Origin of the sequence: Amycolatopsis alba DSM 44262 (assembly GCF_000384215.1) — a bacterium.
Taxonomy (GTDB): Bacteria; Actinomycetota; Actinomycetes; order Mycobacteriales; family Pseudonocardiaceae; genus Amycolatopsis; species Amycolatopsis alba.
In genome coordinates this window covers 1,858,482-1,872,458 of the sequence record NZ_KB913032.1, presented here as the reverse complement: position 1 = coordinate 1,872,458, position 13,977 = coordinate 1,858,482, and the positions used below count along the sequence as shown (strand labels likewise).

Below are 13,977 nucleotides of genomic sequence, written 5' to 3'. Positions count from 1 at the left end.
GGTTACCCCCGTGAGCAGCGAACTTCCCGAAAACCTCGAGTCCGCGCAGGACATCACCGACGTGCCGGCCGCGGTCCGTGAAAGGCACGCCGAACTGGCGGAGGAGATCCGCGGGCACCAGTTCCGGTACTACGTGCTGGATTCACCCATCGTGTCCGACGGCCAGTTCGACGAGCTGCTCAACGAACTGCAGGCCATCGAGGACGAGCATCCGGGGCTGGTGACGCCGGAGTCGCCGACGCAGAACGTCGGCGGCACGTTCTCCACCGAGTTCGTCGCGTACGACCACCTGGAGCGCATGCTCAGCCTGGACAACGTCTTCGACGGCGAAGAGTTCGAGACCTGGGTCGAGCGGGTCCAGAAGGAGATCGGCGCGACGAAGTACCTCGCCGAGCTGAAGATCGACGGCCTCGCGATCAACCTGCTGTACGAGAACGGCCGCCTGACCCGCGCGCTGACCAGGGGCGACGGCCGCACCGGCGAGGACGTCACGCTCAACGTCCGCACGCTGGAGCAGGTGCCGGACAGGCTGACCGGGACGGACGAGTTCCCGGTGCCCGCGCTGGTCGAGGTCCGCGGCGAGGTGTTCTTCCGCGTCGAGGATTTCCTCGCGCTCAACGCGAAGATGGTCGAGGCGGGCAAGGACCCGTACGCGAACCCGCGCAACACCGCCGCCGGTTCGTTGCGGCAGAAGGATCCCAAGATCACGAAGTTCCGCAACCTGCGGCTGATCTGCCACGGGCTCGGGAAACGCGAAGGGTTCGAGCCGAAGCGCCAGTCCGAGGCGTACGACGCGCTCGCCGCGTGGGGCCTGCCGGTCTCGCCGCACAGCAAGGTGCTGGGTTCGGACAAGGAACTGCTGGCGCATATCAAGTACTGGGGTGAGCACCGCCACGACGCCGAGCACGAGATCGACGGCGTCGTCATCAAGGTCGACGAGGTCGCGCTGCAACGCCGTCTCGGCACGACCTCGCGCGCGCCGCGCTGGGCGATCGCCTACAAGTACCCGCCGGAAGAGGCCATCACCACCCTGCTGGACATCCAGGTCAACGTCGGCCGCACCGGCCGGGTCACCCCGTTCGCGGTGATGGAGCCGGTGAAGGTGGCCGGGTCCACGGTCGCGATGGCGACCCTGCACAACCAGGAAGAGGTCAAGCGCAAGGGCGTGCTGATCGGGGACAAGGTCGTCATCCGCAAGGCGGGCGACGTCATCCCCGAGGTACTCGGCCCGGTGGCCGACGCGCGCACCGGTGACGAGCGCGAGTTCGTCATGCCGTTGCGCTGCCCCAACTGCGACACCGAACTGGCGTACCAGAAGGAGGGCGACATCGACATCCGTTGCCCGAACGCCCAGTTCTGCCCGGCGCAGCGGCGGGAGCGGCTGTTCCACCTGGCGAGCCGGAACGTCTTCGACATCGAGGTGGTCGGATACGAGGCCGCCGTCGCGCTGCTGGATGCCGGTGTCGTGCACGACGAAGGCGACATCTTCGACCTGGACGAGGAGAAGCTGCTCGAAGTCGAACTGTTCCGCACCAAGGCGGGGGAGCTGTCGGCCAATGGACGCAAACTGCTGGACAACCTCGAAACCGTCAAGGACCGTCCACTGTGGAAGGTCGTCGTCGGGCTCTCGATCCGGCACGTCGGCCCGACGGCCGCGCAGGCCCTCGCGAGGGAATTCGGTTCGCTGGAACGGATCGAGAACGCCTCCGAAGAGGAGCTCGCCGCCGTCGACGGGGTCGGCCCGACCATCGTGCGGGCCGCGAAGGAGTGGTTCGAGGTCGATTGGCACCGCGAGATCGTCGAGAAATGGCGTGCGGCGGGGGTGCGGATGGAAGAGGAGCGCGACGAGTCCATCCCGCGCAACCTCGAAGGACTGTCGATCGTCGTCACCGGTTCGCTGAACGACTACTCTCGCGACGAGGCCAAGGAGTTCATCATGGCCCGCGGCGGGAAGGCGGCCGGTTCGGTGTCGAAGAAGACCGCGTTCGTCGTCGTCGGCGACGCGCCGGGGACGAAGTACGACAAGGCCGTCCAGCTGAAAGTGCCGGTGCTCGACGAGAACGGCTTCCGCGTGCTGCTGGAAGCCGGCCCCGAGGCCGCCGCCGAGCTGGCGCTGCCGACCGAGGAGGAGCCTGATGAGTGATCTGGAGATCCGGCCTGCCCGTGCCGAGGAGCTGACGGCGGTCGGGGAACTGACCCTGGCCGCGTATTCGGCGGAACAGAACCTCGTGGAAGGCGTCGGTTATGCCGCCGAGCTCGTCAACGCCGCCAAGCGGGCGGAGCAGGCCGAGCTCCTGGTCGGGGTGGACGGTGACGGCACCCTCGTCGGCACCGTCACCATCGCGCGGCCGGGAACGCCGTTCGCCGAGCTGTCCCGCGAAGGCGAACTGGAGTTCCGGATGCTCGGCGTGGCACCTTCGGCGACCGGGCGTGGCATCGGCGAGGCGCTGACCAGGGCGGTCATCGCGCGGGCACGGGAGCTGGCCGTGGACCGGGTGGTGCTGTGCAGCCTGGTCACGATGGAGCGGGCACACCGGCTGTACGAGCGGCTCGGCTTCGTGCGGCTGCCCGAGCGGGACTGGGAGCCGCACCCCGGCGTGACCTTGGTCGCCTACCGGTTGGACCTAGCCTGACCGTCTCGCCAATGCTATGAACGGTCCGTTCCTTGCAAAATTTGCAAGGAACGGACCGTTCATAGCGCGCATAAGGGGCGAAGGAGCGGGTCAGCTGTCCAGCACGACGGCGACGATGCCCGCGAAGTGCGCCAGGCGCGCCACCTCGGCGGCCCGGAAGTTCGGCCCGCCCGGCCGTGCGACCAGCAGCGCCTTCCCCGGTTTCCCCAGCGGTGTGGCCGCGAGTTCGGTCCCCAGTTCCTTCCACGTCTCCGGGACCCACGCTTCCTCGGCGTCGAGGATGGTGGCGCGTTCCAGCGGCAGCCACGGCAGGTCGGTGATCGGCGTCTCGGGCGCGGCGCTGGACGACGCCAGCCGCAGCGCGCCGGGCTCCGAGTACTCGACGACGACGGCCCACCCCGCCCGGATGATCCGCGGCACACCCTCGGCGAGGATCTCCAGCCCCGAAGCGGGCTTCGCGGCGATCTCCTCGACCAGTTCGAGTTCACGGTGGGTGTCCAGGACCCCGGCGTACGGGCGGACGGCGTCGACCTCGACACCGTCGACGCTTTCGGCCGCGGTGATCAGCGCGTCCGGCAGCCTGCCGGAGGGGATTTCCACGACGAGGTCGTCGATGGCGAGACCGCCGCTTCGTTCGACCACGTCCACACTCAGGATGTCGGCGCCGACGGTGCCGAGCGCGGTGGCGACCGCGCCGAGGGTCCCCGGAGTGTCCGGTAACTGGACCCGGATCAGGAACGACACACGCGCCCCTCTCGCCTCAGGCGTTCCAGCCTCGCCGTGGAACGCGCTACGCCGGGCGCCGATTGTGACAGACCGGACGGTGTAATGGGGCCCGCCATCCGGCCTTCGGGATAACGAACCAGGCAATCCGCGGCCGGAGTGCCCTGGCGTAACCCAGTCGAGTCCGCCGACACCGCCACCATAGACTTGCAGCTTCCGACAGAACCCGCACAGCACACCTCGGGAGTCACCCGCGTGCCCAACATTTCCCGCGACGAGGTCGCACACCTCGCCAAGCTGGCCAGGCTTGCCGTCACCGAGGAGGAGCTGGACGTCTTCGCAGGCCAGCTCGACCAGATTCTGGACTCGGTGGCCAAGGTGAGTGAGGTCGCAGGCGAGGACGTCCCGCCCACATCGCACGCCGTGCCGCTGACCAACGTGTTCCGCGAGGACACGGTCCGACCGGGGCTGACCCAGCAGCAGGCGCTGGCCGGTGCGCCTGCCAGCGAAGAGGGTCGTTTCCGGGTGCCGCGGATTCTGGGAGAAGAACAGTGACCGAAATCGTCAAGCTGACCGCCGCCGAGCTGGCGGAGAAGATCCAGTCCCGTGAGGTCTCGGCCGTCGAGGTCACCCAGGCTCACCTGGACCGGATCGCCGAGGTCGACGACCACATCCACGCGTTCCTGCACGTCGACACCGAGGGCGCGCTCGACGCGGCCCGCGCGGTGGACGCCGACGTCGCCGAGGGCAAGGCGCCGAAGTCGTCGCTCGCCGGGGTGCCGCTGGCGCTCAAGGACGTGCTGACCACCAAGGGCATCCCGACCACCGTCGGTTCGAAGACGCTGGAGAACTGGATCCCGCCGTACGACGCCACCGTGACGCGCAAGCTGCGCGAGGCCGGTGTCGTGGTGCTCGGCAAGACCAACATGGACGAGTTCGCGATGGGCTCCTCCACGGAGAACTCCGCGTTCGGCCCGACGCACAACCCGTGGGACCACGCCCGCATCCCCGGCGGCTCCGGCGGTGGCTCCTCGGCGTCCATCGCGGCGTTCGAGGCCGCGATCGCGATCGGCACCGACACCGGCGGCTCGATCCGCCAGCCCGGCGCGGTCACCGGCACCGTCGGCGTGAAGCCGACGTACGGCGGTGTCTCCCGCTACGGTCTCGTCGCCTTCTCCTCGTCGCTCGACCAGGCAGGTCCCTGCGCGCGGACGGTGCTCGACGCCGCCCTGCTGCACGAGGTCATCGCCGGGTACGACCCGATGGACTCGACCTCGATCGACGCGCCGGTCCCGCCGGTGGTCGCCGCGGCCCGCCAGGGCCTGACCGGCGACCTCAAGGGCGTCCGCGTCGGCGTGGTGAAGGAATTCGCCGGCGACGGCTACCAGCCGGGCGTGTTGCGGTCGTTCGAGGCCGCCGTCGAGCAGCTGCGCGCGCTCGGCGCCGAGGTCGTCGAGGTCTCGTGCCCGAACTTCACCTACGCGCTGCCCGCGTACTACCTGATCGCGCCGAGCGAGTGCTCGTCGAACCTCGCCAGGTTCGACGCCATGCGCTACGGCCTGCGCGTGTCCGACGACGGCGCGCACAGCGCCGAAGAGGTCATGTCGCTGACCCGCGAGAAGGGCTTCGGCCCCGAGGTCAAACGCCGCATCATGCTCGGCACGTACGCCCTGTCGTCGGGCTACTACGACGCGTACTACGGCTCGGCGCAGAAGGTCCGCACGCTCATCACGCGGGACTTCGAGGCCGCGTACGAAAAGGTGGACGTGCTGGTCTCGCCGACCACGCCGACCACCGCGTTCAAGATCGGCGAGCGCGTCGACGACCCGATGGCGATGTACCTGGCGGACCTCTGCACCATTCCGTCGAACCTCGCGGGCAACGCCGCGATGAGCGTCCCGAGTGGACTGTCGCACGAGGACGGCCTGCCGGTCGGCCTGCAGATCATGGCCCCCGCGATGGCCGACGACCGGCTGTACCGCGTCGGCGCCGCCTACGAGGTCGCGCGCGACGCCGCCAACGGTGGCTCGCTGGTGCACGAGGTTCCGGAGCTGGGAGGAAAGAAGTGACCGCCGTGGTTGAGTTGATGGACTACGCCGACGTCATCGAGCGGTTCGACCCGGTGCTGGGCCTCGAGGTGCACGTCGAGCTGAACACGAACACCAAGATGTTCTGCGGCTGCGCCAACGAGTTCGGCGGCGAGCCCAACACCAAGGTGTGCCCGACCTGTCTCGGCCTGCCCGGTGCGCTGCCCGTCGTGAACGCCAAGGCGATCGAGGGCGCGATCCGTATCGGCCTCGCGCTCAACTGCGAGATCGCCGAGTGGTGCCGGTTCGCCCGGAAGAACTACTTCTACCCGGACATGCCGAAGAACTTCCAGACCTCGCAATACGACGAGCCGATCGCCTTCAACGGCTACCTCGACGTGACACTGGACGACGGCGAGGTCGTGCGCGTCGAGATCGAGCGCGCGCACATGGAGGAGGACACCGGCAAGTCGCTGCACGTCGGTGGCGCCACCGGCCGGATCCACGGCGCCGAGCACTCGCTGCTCGACTACAACCGTGCGGGTGTGCCGCTGATCGAGATCGTCACCAAGACGATCGAGCACACCGGCGAGCGCGCCCCCGAGGTCGCCCGCGCGTACGTGAGCGCCCTGCGGGATCTGCTCAGCGCGCTGGACGTCTCCGACGTCCGCATGGACCAGGGCTCCCTGCGCTGCGACGCGAACGTTTCGCTGATGGCCAAGGACGCGACCGAATTCGGCACGCGCACCGAGACCAAGAACGTCAACTCGCTGCGCAGCGTCGAGCGCGCCGTGCGCTACGAGATGACCCGCCAGGCGGCGATCCTCGCCGAGGGCGGCTCGATCAAGCAGGAGACGCGGCACTTCCAGGAGGCCGACGGCACCACGGCGGCCGGCCGCACCAAGGAGACCGCCGAGGACTACCGGTACTTCCCGGAGCCCGACCTGGTCCCGATCGCGCCGTCGCGCGAATGGGTCGAGGAGCTGCGCAAGACGCTGCCGGAGATGCCGTCGGAGCGCCGCAAGCGCATCCAGAACGAGTGGAACCTGACCGACGAGGCGCTGCGCGACCTGCTCAACGTCGGCGCGGTCGACCTGGTCGCCGCGACCGTCGAAGCGGGCGCGACGCCGGACGAGGCCCGCAGCTGGTGGGTCAACACGCTGGCGCAGGAAGCCAACTCCCGCGAGATCGAACTGGCGGAGCTGGCGATCACCCCGGCGCAGCTGGCCGAGGTCATCGCGCTGGTCAACGCCGGTGAGCTGACCAACAAGTTGGCCAAGGAAGTCGTGCAGGGCGTCCTCGCCGGCGAGGGTTCGCCCGCCGAGGTCGTCGAGAAGCGCGGTCTGAAGGTCGTTTCCGACGACTCCGCGCTCATCGCGGCTGTCGACGAGGCGCTGGCCGCGCAGCCGGACGTCGCCGAGAAGATCCGCGGCGGCAAGGTGGCCGCGGCCGGGGCGATCGTCGGCGCGGTCATGAAGGCCACCAAGGGCCAGGCCGACGCCAAGCGCGTGCGCGAACTGATCATCGAGCGAGTCGGTGCCTGAACTCGCTTTGAAGAAGGTCACCTGGCGTGAGTGGCTCGGCTTCGCGGCCGGGCTGCTCGCGCTGGTGGCCTTGTTCCTGCCGTGGACGACGCTGACCGCGTCGCGCCCGGAGATCGAGGACGCGCTGACGACGCTGCCCGCCGCCGACGTCACGCGTGACGCCTGGCACGCGGGTTTCCTCGCCTGGGCGCCGCTTTTCCTGGTGTTCCTGCCCGGTCTCGCCGTCGTGCTGTTCGGCCGCGTGGACGCCGTCCGCCGCGCGGGCCTGCCGCATCTGTGGCTGATGGCGGTCGTCGGCGCGGTGCTGCTGATGGTGCTCGGCTGGGTGACCTTCGACGGGCAGTTCGACGCCGACCAGCGCGGGATCTTCACCGCAGCCGGCATCGAGCTCGGTACGGGCCTCGGCCGCTACCTCGGCATGGCCGCCGCTGTGGTCTCCGTCGTCGCCGCGTTCTTCGACGTCCGGCACCTGCGCGCCGAAACCCGCAAGTAGTCACCTGCTTGCGCGACACACACGGGGAAGTTCCTCTTCGCGTCGGGCCTGCTGGTCCGCAGTGCCGCTTCGGCCCCGTACAGCGATTCGGGCGCCGCCGGCATCCCCGCAAGTAGTCACCTACTGCGCAGGGGTTGCGCTAGAAAGCGCTTTCTGCCTACCGTATGAGGGCCTCATACGGACGGTGGAGGTCACGGGTGACGACCGGGAATCCCCTCCGGGCGGCCATCATCGGCACCGGAGCGATCGCCAAAAGCCATCTAGCCGCTTACGAAGCCCATCCGTCGGAAGTGACCGTGGTCGCCGCGGCCGACGTCGACGAAGCCAGGGTCGCCGGATTCAGCACCGGCGATATCAAGCCGTACACCGAAATCGAGCGGCTTCTCGCCGAGGAGAAGCCCGACATCGTCTCGCTCTGCACCCCGCCCGCGCTGCACGTCGGGCAGGCCGTGCGTTCGCTGACCGCCGGAGCGTGGGTGTGGTGCGAGAAGCCGCCCTGCCTGTCCCTGTCCGAGTACGACGAGATCACCGCGGCAGAGTCCGAGGGCGGGCCGTACGCGGGTTTCGTTTTCCAGCACCGGTTCGGCTCCGCCGCCGGGCATTTCCGCGAGCTGCTGGCCGCGGGCGGACTCGGGCGGCCGCTGGTCGCGCACTGTCAGACGACGTGGTTCCGCGACGCGGAGTACTACGCCGTCCCCTGGCGTGGTGACTGGGCGACCGAGGGCGGCGGGCCCGCGATGGGCCAGGGAATCCACCAGATCGACCTGCTCCTGCACCTGCTCGGTGACTGGGCCGAGATCCGCGCGATGACCGGCAGGCTCGTGCACGACGTCCGCACCGACGACGTCTCGACGGCGTTGGCACGCTTCGAATCCGGCGCGCTGGCCACCGTGGTCAACAGCGTCCTTTCACCCGATGAGGTCAGCAGGATCCGCATCGACTGTTCCGGCGCGACGGTCGAACTGACCCATCTCTACGGCTACGACAACGACGACTGGACCTGCACGCCCGCACCGCACGGGGACAAGGAATGGCGCCCGCCGGAGGCGAACATCCCCAGCTCGCACACCGCCCAGCTGACCCACGTCCTCGCCGCGATCAGGGCGGGGGAACGCCCGCCGTGCAGCGGCGCCGACGGGCGAAGGGCGCTCGAATTCATCGCCGCGCTGTACAAATCCGCGTTCACCGGGCGCACCGTCCACGCGGGCGAGATCACCTCCGAGGATCCCTTCCACTTCGCCATGAACGGGGAATCGTGAGCGCACCCATCACCGTCACCCACCGGCACGGCGAACGCGTCACCGTCGAGGCCGCGGGCGTCGAACTCCTGTCCTATGTGTACAAACCCGATGCCGCCGCCTACGAGTCGCGCAAGCCGTACACGCATCCCTTGCGGACGCTGGCCGGACGTCAGGTCAGCGCGTACCGGCCCTCGGATCACCGCTGGCACAAGGGACTCCAGATGACGTCGAGTCATCTGTCCGGCCAGAACTTCTGGGGCGGCTGGACCTACGTGCCCGGCGATCGGTACCAGGATCTGCCCGGCCTCGTCGGCTCGATGCGGCACGACGGGTTCGAGGAGTTCGCCGTCGAGGACGAAAGCCTGACACTGGGCGAGAAGCTGACCTGGGTCGAGAACGGCGGCGCGGAATGGGCCCGTGAACGGCGTGACCTCGTCGTCCATTCCGTGGCGCCGGACGAGGGCAGCTGGGCTCTCGACTGGGCGATCACCTTGACCAACATCCACGACGCGCCACTGGAATTCGGCAGCCCGACGACGGCAGGGCGCGAAATGGCAGGCTACACCGGGCTGCACTGGCGCGGGCCCCGCGAGTTCAGCGGCGGCGAAGTGCTCGGCCCCGGCGAACTGGGCGGCGAGAAGATGATGGGACGCCAGGCGCCGTGGCTGGCGTTCGTCGGCGAACACGACGAGGTCGACGCGAAGTCGACGCTGGTCTTCGCGCACGCGCCGGAGAACGACCACGCGATCCACGAGTCGCACTGGTTCGTCCGGTCGCACGACATCCCGACGGTGGCGATCTCCTGGGCGTTCTTCGACGAGTTCACCGTGGCGCCCGGCGAGAGTTTCCACTACCGCTATCGCGTGGTGGTCGCGGACGGCGACTGGGACCGCGACCGCGTCGGGCACTACCTGAAGACCCACGAATTCTGAGGAGGTCACCGTGTTCCCGCTTCCCGGAGGCATCGGCCTTTCTCATTTGCGGGCCTACGAATGGGCGGCCTCGGACGGGGTGTGCGGCGGCGGCCCGCATCTGCACCTGGCCTGCACCGAGGCCTACGTCGTCACCGGTGGCCGCGGCGCGGTGCAGACGCTCGATGTCGGCGGCTACACCGAGACCGCCCTCGAAGCCGGTGTCGTCGCGTGGTTCGCGCCCGGCACGGTCCACCGGATGGTGCAGCGCGACGACCTGCGGATCACCGTGCTCATGCAGAACAGCAGCCTGCCCGAAGCGGGCGACGCGGTCTTCACCTTCCCGCCGCCGATCCTCGCCGACCCGGATGCGTACGCCGAGGCCGCCGCGATGCCCACCGGCGACGCCGAGGCGCGCCGTCGCCGGGATCTCGCGATCGAGGGCTACCTGCCGATCCGGGAAGCTCTCGTCTCGGGAGACCCCGCCCCGCTGCGGGACTTCCACCGCGCGGCCGCCGCGCTGGTCGCGCCGAAGATCGACGCCTGGATCCAGTGCTGGCGATCCGGCGCGCTGGCCGCCGCCGAACTGACCGGAGAACACCTGAAGGCCCTGGCGAACGGCGACGCGAGCCATCTCGAACAGTCCGGTGTCCGGGTCGAGACGCCGTCCGGAAAGGACGGATACGGGATGTGCGGGCGACGGGACGAGTATCGCCTCGACCGCTAGTCCTTGCCGTTCACTCCGGCGCCTGCCGACGGTGTGACGATGACAACGCGGTCGTCGCTCGACACCGGTGCTCCGCCGTCCTTGTTGAGCGTCCCGGTCACCGCCATCTGCGGGTTGACCATGCTCATCGCGGAGAGCCTGCCGAAGGTCTTCGGCGGCTTGCCGACCTTGCCGTCCATGACCACATTGGGTTTACCGGTCACCGCGCCGTCCGGGGTGACCGGCAGGTTCTGCAGGTTGCCCGCGATCGACGTCGTGAGGGTGAGGTAGCCGGTGGCACCGACGAAGTCCGCGCAGCCCGCCACACCGGGCTTGTCGGTCCAGCTCCACGCCGGGGTGGCCAGCGGCTGACCCCCGCGAAGCCGGTACAGGACGTCCTTGTCGGCCAGCCTGTCCGTCAGCCAAAGCCGTGAACCGGTCTGGTCACGGCACATCCCGCCGGGGGAGTGCACGCCGGTCGCGAAGACCGCCGAGCCCGCCGTGGGGTTACCCGGCGCCGGTTTGCCGGAGGTGTCGATACGCAGCACCTTCCCGGCGAGCGATCCGGGATCGGCCGCGAGCCCGGCGTTGCCCGCGTCGCCGGTGGCGACCAGGAGCGCGCCCTTGGCGTCGGTGCCGATCACGCCCCGGTTGCCGGTGGTGCCCTTGGGGATGCCGGTCAGCACCGGTTTCGGCGCCTGGCCCTTCGCGAGGCGGACGACCCGGTTGTCGGACTGGGTGGTGATATAGGCGAAGACGAGCTGGTCTTCGGCGAAACCGGGGGAAAGGGCGAGCGAGCTGAGGCCGCCGTCGCTCGAGCCGTCCACGGGGATGGTCGCCCAGTCGGCCGGGTCCTTCCCGGCGGCGGCGAGCATGATCCGGCCGCTCTTGCGTTCGCCCGCGAGCGCGCTGGGCGAGGTGCCGTCGCCGGGGATCGCGGCCACGGCGGCGACGGTGTCCAGGCAGGTCGCGATGACGGCCTTGTCGAAGTCCTTGCAGCCCTGTGGCGGCGGGATCGGCGTCTGGGACTGGTTCGGCCCGTTCCCGCGGCCAGGGCCGCCGGGGCCCGAGTCGCCGGCGTCACCACCGGGCCCGACCTGCGGCGGGACCTCCGGGGACGGCGGATTGACCGGGGTGAAGTTCTGCCCGGCGGCCGTGTTGTCGAAGTCGGCGCAGCCGGAGAGCATCAGCGCGCTGCAGGCCAGCATGGCCAGCGGCGCGGTCCATTTCCGCCGGTACCGGGTACGCACGAACCCCAGCGTAGGTGGGCGTACGTGAGCCACAGGTAAGCGGCACTGGATACCGTTGCGATCATGACGGTAACCGTGCTCGTACCCGACGAAGAGGGAGTGGCCGCGCTTTCGGAGATCGAGGGCGTGCGTCCGGTGGTGTACCGCCGCGGGGAGTCAGTGCCCGCCGAGGCCGCTCAGGCCGAGGTCCTCGTGACCGGCGACCAGCCCAGCGAGGAACTCTGGCGCGAACTGCCGAACGTCAAACTCGTGCAGCTGCTGGTGGCGGGGGCGGAGGACTGGGTCGGCAAGGTGCCGGACGGCGTCCTGCTCTCCACCTGCCGCGGCGCGCACGGCGGGAGCTCGGCCGAATGGGTGGTCGCGGTCCTCCTGACGATCTACCGCGGTCTCGACGGATTCGCCGACCACCACCGGCGGAAGCACTGGGAACGCCGGATCACCGACACCCTCCAGGGCAAGAAGGCCCTCATCATCGGCGCGGGCGACCTCGGCAGGCATCTGCGCCGCCGGCTGGAGACGTTCGACGTGCGCTGCACGATGGTCGGCACGACCGCCCGCGAAGGCGTGCACGGCGTCGGCGAGCTGCCCGAGCTGCTGCCCGAACACGACATCACGGTGCTGATGGTGCCGCTCACCCCGCATACCCGCGGCCTGGTCGACGCCGGTTTCCTCGCCGCGATGCCGGACGACGCGATCCTGGTCAACGTCTCGCGGGGGCCGGTCGTGGTCACCGACGCGCTCGTCGCGGAACTCGCGTCGGGACGGCTGCGCGCCGCCCTCGACGTCACCGACCCCGAGCCGCTGCCCGACGGGCATCCGCTGTGGGAGGTGCCGGGGCTGCTGCTGACGCCGCACGTCGCGGGCGCGGTGAGCGGGAGACGGCAGCGCGCCTACGCGGTGGCTGTCCGGGAGCTGAGCCACTATATGAGCGGGGAGCTGCCGAAGAACCTGGTCCACGGCGAATACTGAGCACCGTGGCGACTCTTCATATCGGCTGCGCGATGTGGACGCACAAGGCGTGGGCCGGGCGGTTCCTGCCGCGATCGCAGCCCGCGGGGGAGCGTCTGCGGGCCTACTCCGGCTGGTGCAACGCGGTCGAAGGCAACACGACCTTCTACGCGACCCCCGCCAGGGACACCGTCGAGACGTGGGCGAAGCAGACCGGCCCCGGCTTCCGGTTCGTGCTCAAGCTGCCCAAGGTCGTCACGCACGAGCGACGGCTCACCGGCGTCGAAGTCGAGATGCGGGCGTTCCTGGACGCGATCGAACCTCTCGGCGACCGGGCGGTCCTGTGGACCCAGCTGCCCGGCTCGTTCGGCCCGACGGACGTCGACACTCTCGTCCGTTTCCTGCGCCGTCTCCCCGTCGGTCTCCGGCGCGCCGTGGAAGTGCGCCATCCCGAATTCCACACCGATGCCCGCTCGACGTCGCTGCTGGAGCGGGCGCTCATCGACGTGGACGCCGAATGGGTGCCGTTCGACACCGAGGTCTTCTTCCGGAGCCCGCCGATCAGCGAGGCCGAGCAGGACGCGTGGGGCAAGAAACCGCGGCTGCCGAGGCGGACGCGGGCGCTGACCGACCGGCCGATCGTCCGCTACCTCGGCCGGGATTCGACCAAGGAGACCGTCGAGGGGTGGCGGCCGTGGGCGGAGGTGGTCGCCGATTGGCTGCGCGCGGGCCGGTCGCCGACGGTCTTCGTGCACACTCCGGACAACGACGACGCGCCGGCGCTCGCCCGCCGCTTCCACGATGACGTGCGCGCCCTGGTGCCCGGCCTCGGCCCGCTGCCCGAACCCGAACCGGTCGAGCCGGCGACCCTGTTCTGAGCGGCTTCGGCGGTTCGGTCGCCTGACGGGCCCGTTTCGCCTACCCTTCGCGCGTGAGCGATGACTACCAGACCAGCATGATCTCGGATGTGGCCGACTCCGACAGCGGCCCCGGCCCGGCGGAGACCAGGGGTGGGATCGATCTCGGTCTGCTCGTCCTGCGGGTGGTGCTCGGCGTGACCATGGGCGCGCACGGGCTCCAGCACCTCTTCGGCGCTTTCGGCGGGCCTGGGGTCGGCGGCTTCACCAGGGTGCTCGGCAGCCTCGGCTACACCAGCCAGACCACGCTGCTTTCGTGGATCACCGGGATCAGCGAGGTGCTCGGCGGCGCGCTCGTGCTGGTGGGCCTGTTCACCCCGATCGGTGCCGCCGCGCTGCTCGGGGTCTGCGCGAACATCGTGTTCGTGAAGTTCGGCGGCGGGTTCTTCCAGAAGGACGGCCAGGGCTTCGAGTTCGAGCTCCTGCTGGGCGCCGCTTCGCTGACCGTGCTGCTCGCGGGCTCCGGGCGCCTCGCGCTGGACGCCAACACCCCGTGGCGGAAGCGGCCGCTCTCGTTCGGGCTGATCGGACTGCTGCTGGCGGCGGCCGCCTCGGTCGTGGTGATCGTTTTGTGCCGGTAGGCG

General features: G+C 69.7%; 14 protein-coding genes. 12 read left to right on the top strand and 2 right to left on the bottom strand.

The features are described 5' to 3' along the window. Positions 1–10: 10 nt before the first annotated feature. Positions 11–2,143, top strand: a complete 2,133-nt coding sequence (gene ligA, locus AMYAL_RS0108570; protein WP_020630890.1) for an NAD-dependent DNA ligase LigA — start codon at positions 11–13, stop codon at positions 2,141–2,143. After that, a complete protein-coding gene (locus AMYAL_RS0108565) occupies positions 2,136–2,633 on the top strand; it encodes a GNAT family N-acetyltransferase (protein WP_020630889.1) in 498 nt (165 codons plus the stop codon). The genes ligA and AMYAL_RS0108565 overlap by 8 nt, the downstream gene beginning before the upstream one ends. 90 nt (positions 2,634–2,723) lie before the next feature. On the opposite strand, the gene AMYAL_RS0108560 is transcribed toward AMYAL_RS0108565, so the two are convergent. Next, entirely contained in the window at positions 2,724–3,377 is a 654-nt protein-coding gene (locus AMYAL_RS0108560) for an ACT domain-containing protein (protein ID WP_020630888.1), read from the bottom strand. A 234-nt stretch (positions 3,378–3,611) separates the two neighbouring features. Here AMYAL_RS0108560 and gatC point away from each other — a divergent pair, with 234 nt between their 5' ends. The 7 genes from gatC to AMYAL_RS0108525 all read left to right on the top strand — a co-directional run bounded on the left by gatC (position 3,612) and on the right by AMYAL_RS0108525 (position 10,299). Further along, complete coding sequence (gene gatC, locus AMYAL_RS0108555; RefSeq protein WP_005162012.1) at positions 3,612–3,911, top strand: Asp-tRNA(Asn)/Glu-tRNA(Gln) amidotransferase subunit GatC; 300 nt, start codon at positions 3,612–3,614, stop codon at positions 3,909–3,911. Further along, positions 3,908–5,425, top strand: coding sequence for an Asp-tRNA(Asn)/Glu-tRNA(Gln) amidotransferase subunit GatA (gatA, locus tag AMYAL_RS0108550; RefSeq protein WP_020630887.1), 1,518 nt, complete (start codon positions 3,908–3,910; stop codon positions 5,423–5,425). Before gatC ends, gatA begins: the two co-directional genes overlap by 4 nt. Beyond that, positions 5,422–6,927 (top strand): Asp-tRNA(Asn)/Glu-tRNA(Gln) amidotransferase subunit GatB, encoded by a 1,506-nt coding sequence (gatB, locus tag AMYAL_RS0108545; protein WP_020630886.1) that lies wholly within the window; start codon positions 5,422–5,424, stop codon positions 6,925–6,927. The genes gatA and gatB overlap by 4 nt, the downstream gene beginning before the upstream one ends. Next, a complete protein-coding gene (locus AMYAL_RS0108540; RefSeq protein WP_020630885.1) occupies positions 6,920–7,420 on the top strand; it encodes a hypothetical protein in 501 nt (166 codons plus the stop codon). The genes gatB and AMYAL_RS0108540 overlap by 8 nt, the downstream gene beginning before the upstream one ends. 197 nt (positions 7,421–7,617) lie before the next feature. Then, positions 7,618–8,679 (top strand): Gfo/Idh/MocA family protein, encoded by a 1,062-nt coding sequence (locus tag AMYAL_RS0108535; protein ID WP_020630884.1) that lies wholly within the window; start codon positions 7,618–7,620, stop codon positions 8,677–8,679. Then, entirely contained in the window at positions 8,676–9,593 is a 918-nt protein-coding gene (locus tag AMYAL_RS0108530; RefSeq protein WP_020630883.1) for a DUF6807 domain-containing protein, read from the top strand. Before AMYAL_RS0108535 ends, AMYAL_RS0108530 begins: the two co-directional genes overlap by 4 nt. Before the next feature lie 10 nt (positions 9,594–9,603). Then, on the top strand, positions 9,604–10,299 hold the full coding sequence (locus AMYAL_RS0108525; RefSeq protein WP_020630882.1) for a cupin domain-containing protein: 696 nt from the start codon (positions 9,604–9,606) through the stop codon (positions 10,297–10,299). Here the strand turns inward: AMYAL_RS0108525 and AMYAL_RS0108520 are convergent. Next, complete coding sequence (locus AMYAL_RS0108520) at positions 10,296–11,528, bottom strand: PQQ-dependent sugar dehydrogenase (protein ID WP_026466865.1); 1,233 nt, start codon at positions 11,526–11,528, stop codon at positions 10,296–10,298. The genes AMYAL_RS0108525 and AMYAL_RS0108520 overlap by 4 nt on opposite strands. A gap of 63 nt (positions 11,529–11,591) precedes the next feature. On the opposite strand from AMYAL_RS0108520, the gene AMYAL_RS0108515 reads away from it, so the two are divergent. From AMYAL_RS0108515 to AMYAL_RS0108505, 3 genes are all read left to right on the top strand, one after another. Continuing rightward, positions 11,592–12,497, top strand: coding sequence for a 2-hydroxyacid dehydrogenase (locus AMYAL_RS0108515; protein ID WP_026466864.1), 906 nt, complete (start codon positions 11,592–11,594; stop codon positions 12,495–12,497). A gap of 32 nt (positions 12,498–12,529) precedes the next feature. Further along, complete coding sequence (locus AMYAL_RS0108510) at positions 12,530–13,354, top strand: DUF72 domain-containing protein (protein WP_020630879.1); 825 nt, start codon at positions 12,530–12,532, stop codon at positions 13,352–13,354. 77 nt (positions 13,355–13,431) lie between these two features. Further along, a complete protein-coding gene (locus tag AMYAL_RS0108505; RefSeq protein ID WP_020630878.1) occupies positions 13,432–13,974 on the top strand; it encodes a DoxX family protein in 543 nt (180 codons plus the stop codon). Positions 13,975–13,977 lie beyond the last annotated feature (3 nt).

What these genes read in the sequence shown, in the direction of transcription:
- AMYAL_RS0108510 (WP_020630879.1), top strand. Translation starts at nt 12,530, where the DNA reads ATGTGGACGCACAAGGCGTGGGCCGGGCGGTTCCTGCCGCGATCGCAG.
- AMYAL_RS0108565 (WP_020630889.1), top strand. Translation starts at nt 2,136, where the DNA reads ATGAGTGATCTGGAGATCCGGCCTGCCCGTGCCGAGGAGCTGACGGCG.
- AMYAL_RS0108505 (WP_020630878.1), top strand. Translation starts at nt 13,432, where the DNA reads ATGATCTCGGATGTGGCCGACTCCGACAGCGGCCCCGGCCCGGCGGAG.
- AMYAL_RS0108515 (WP_026466864.1), top strand. Translation starts at nt 11,592, where the DNA reads ATGACGGTAACCGTGCTCGTACCCGACGAAGAGGGAGTGGCCGCGCTT.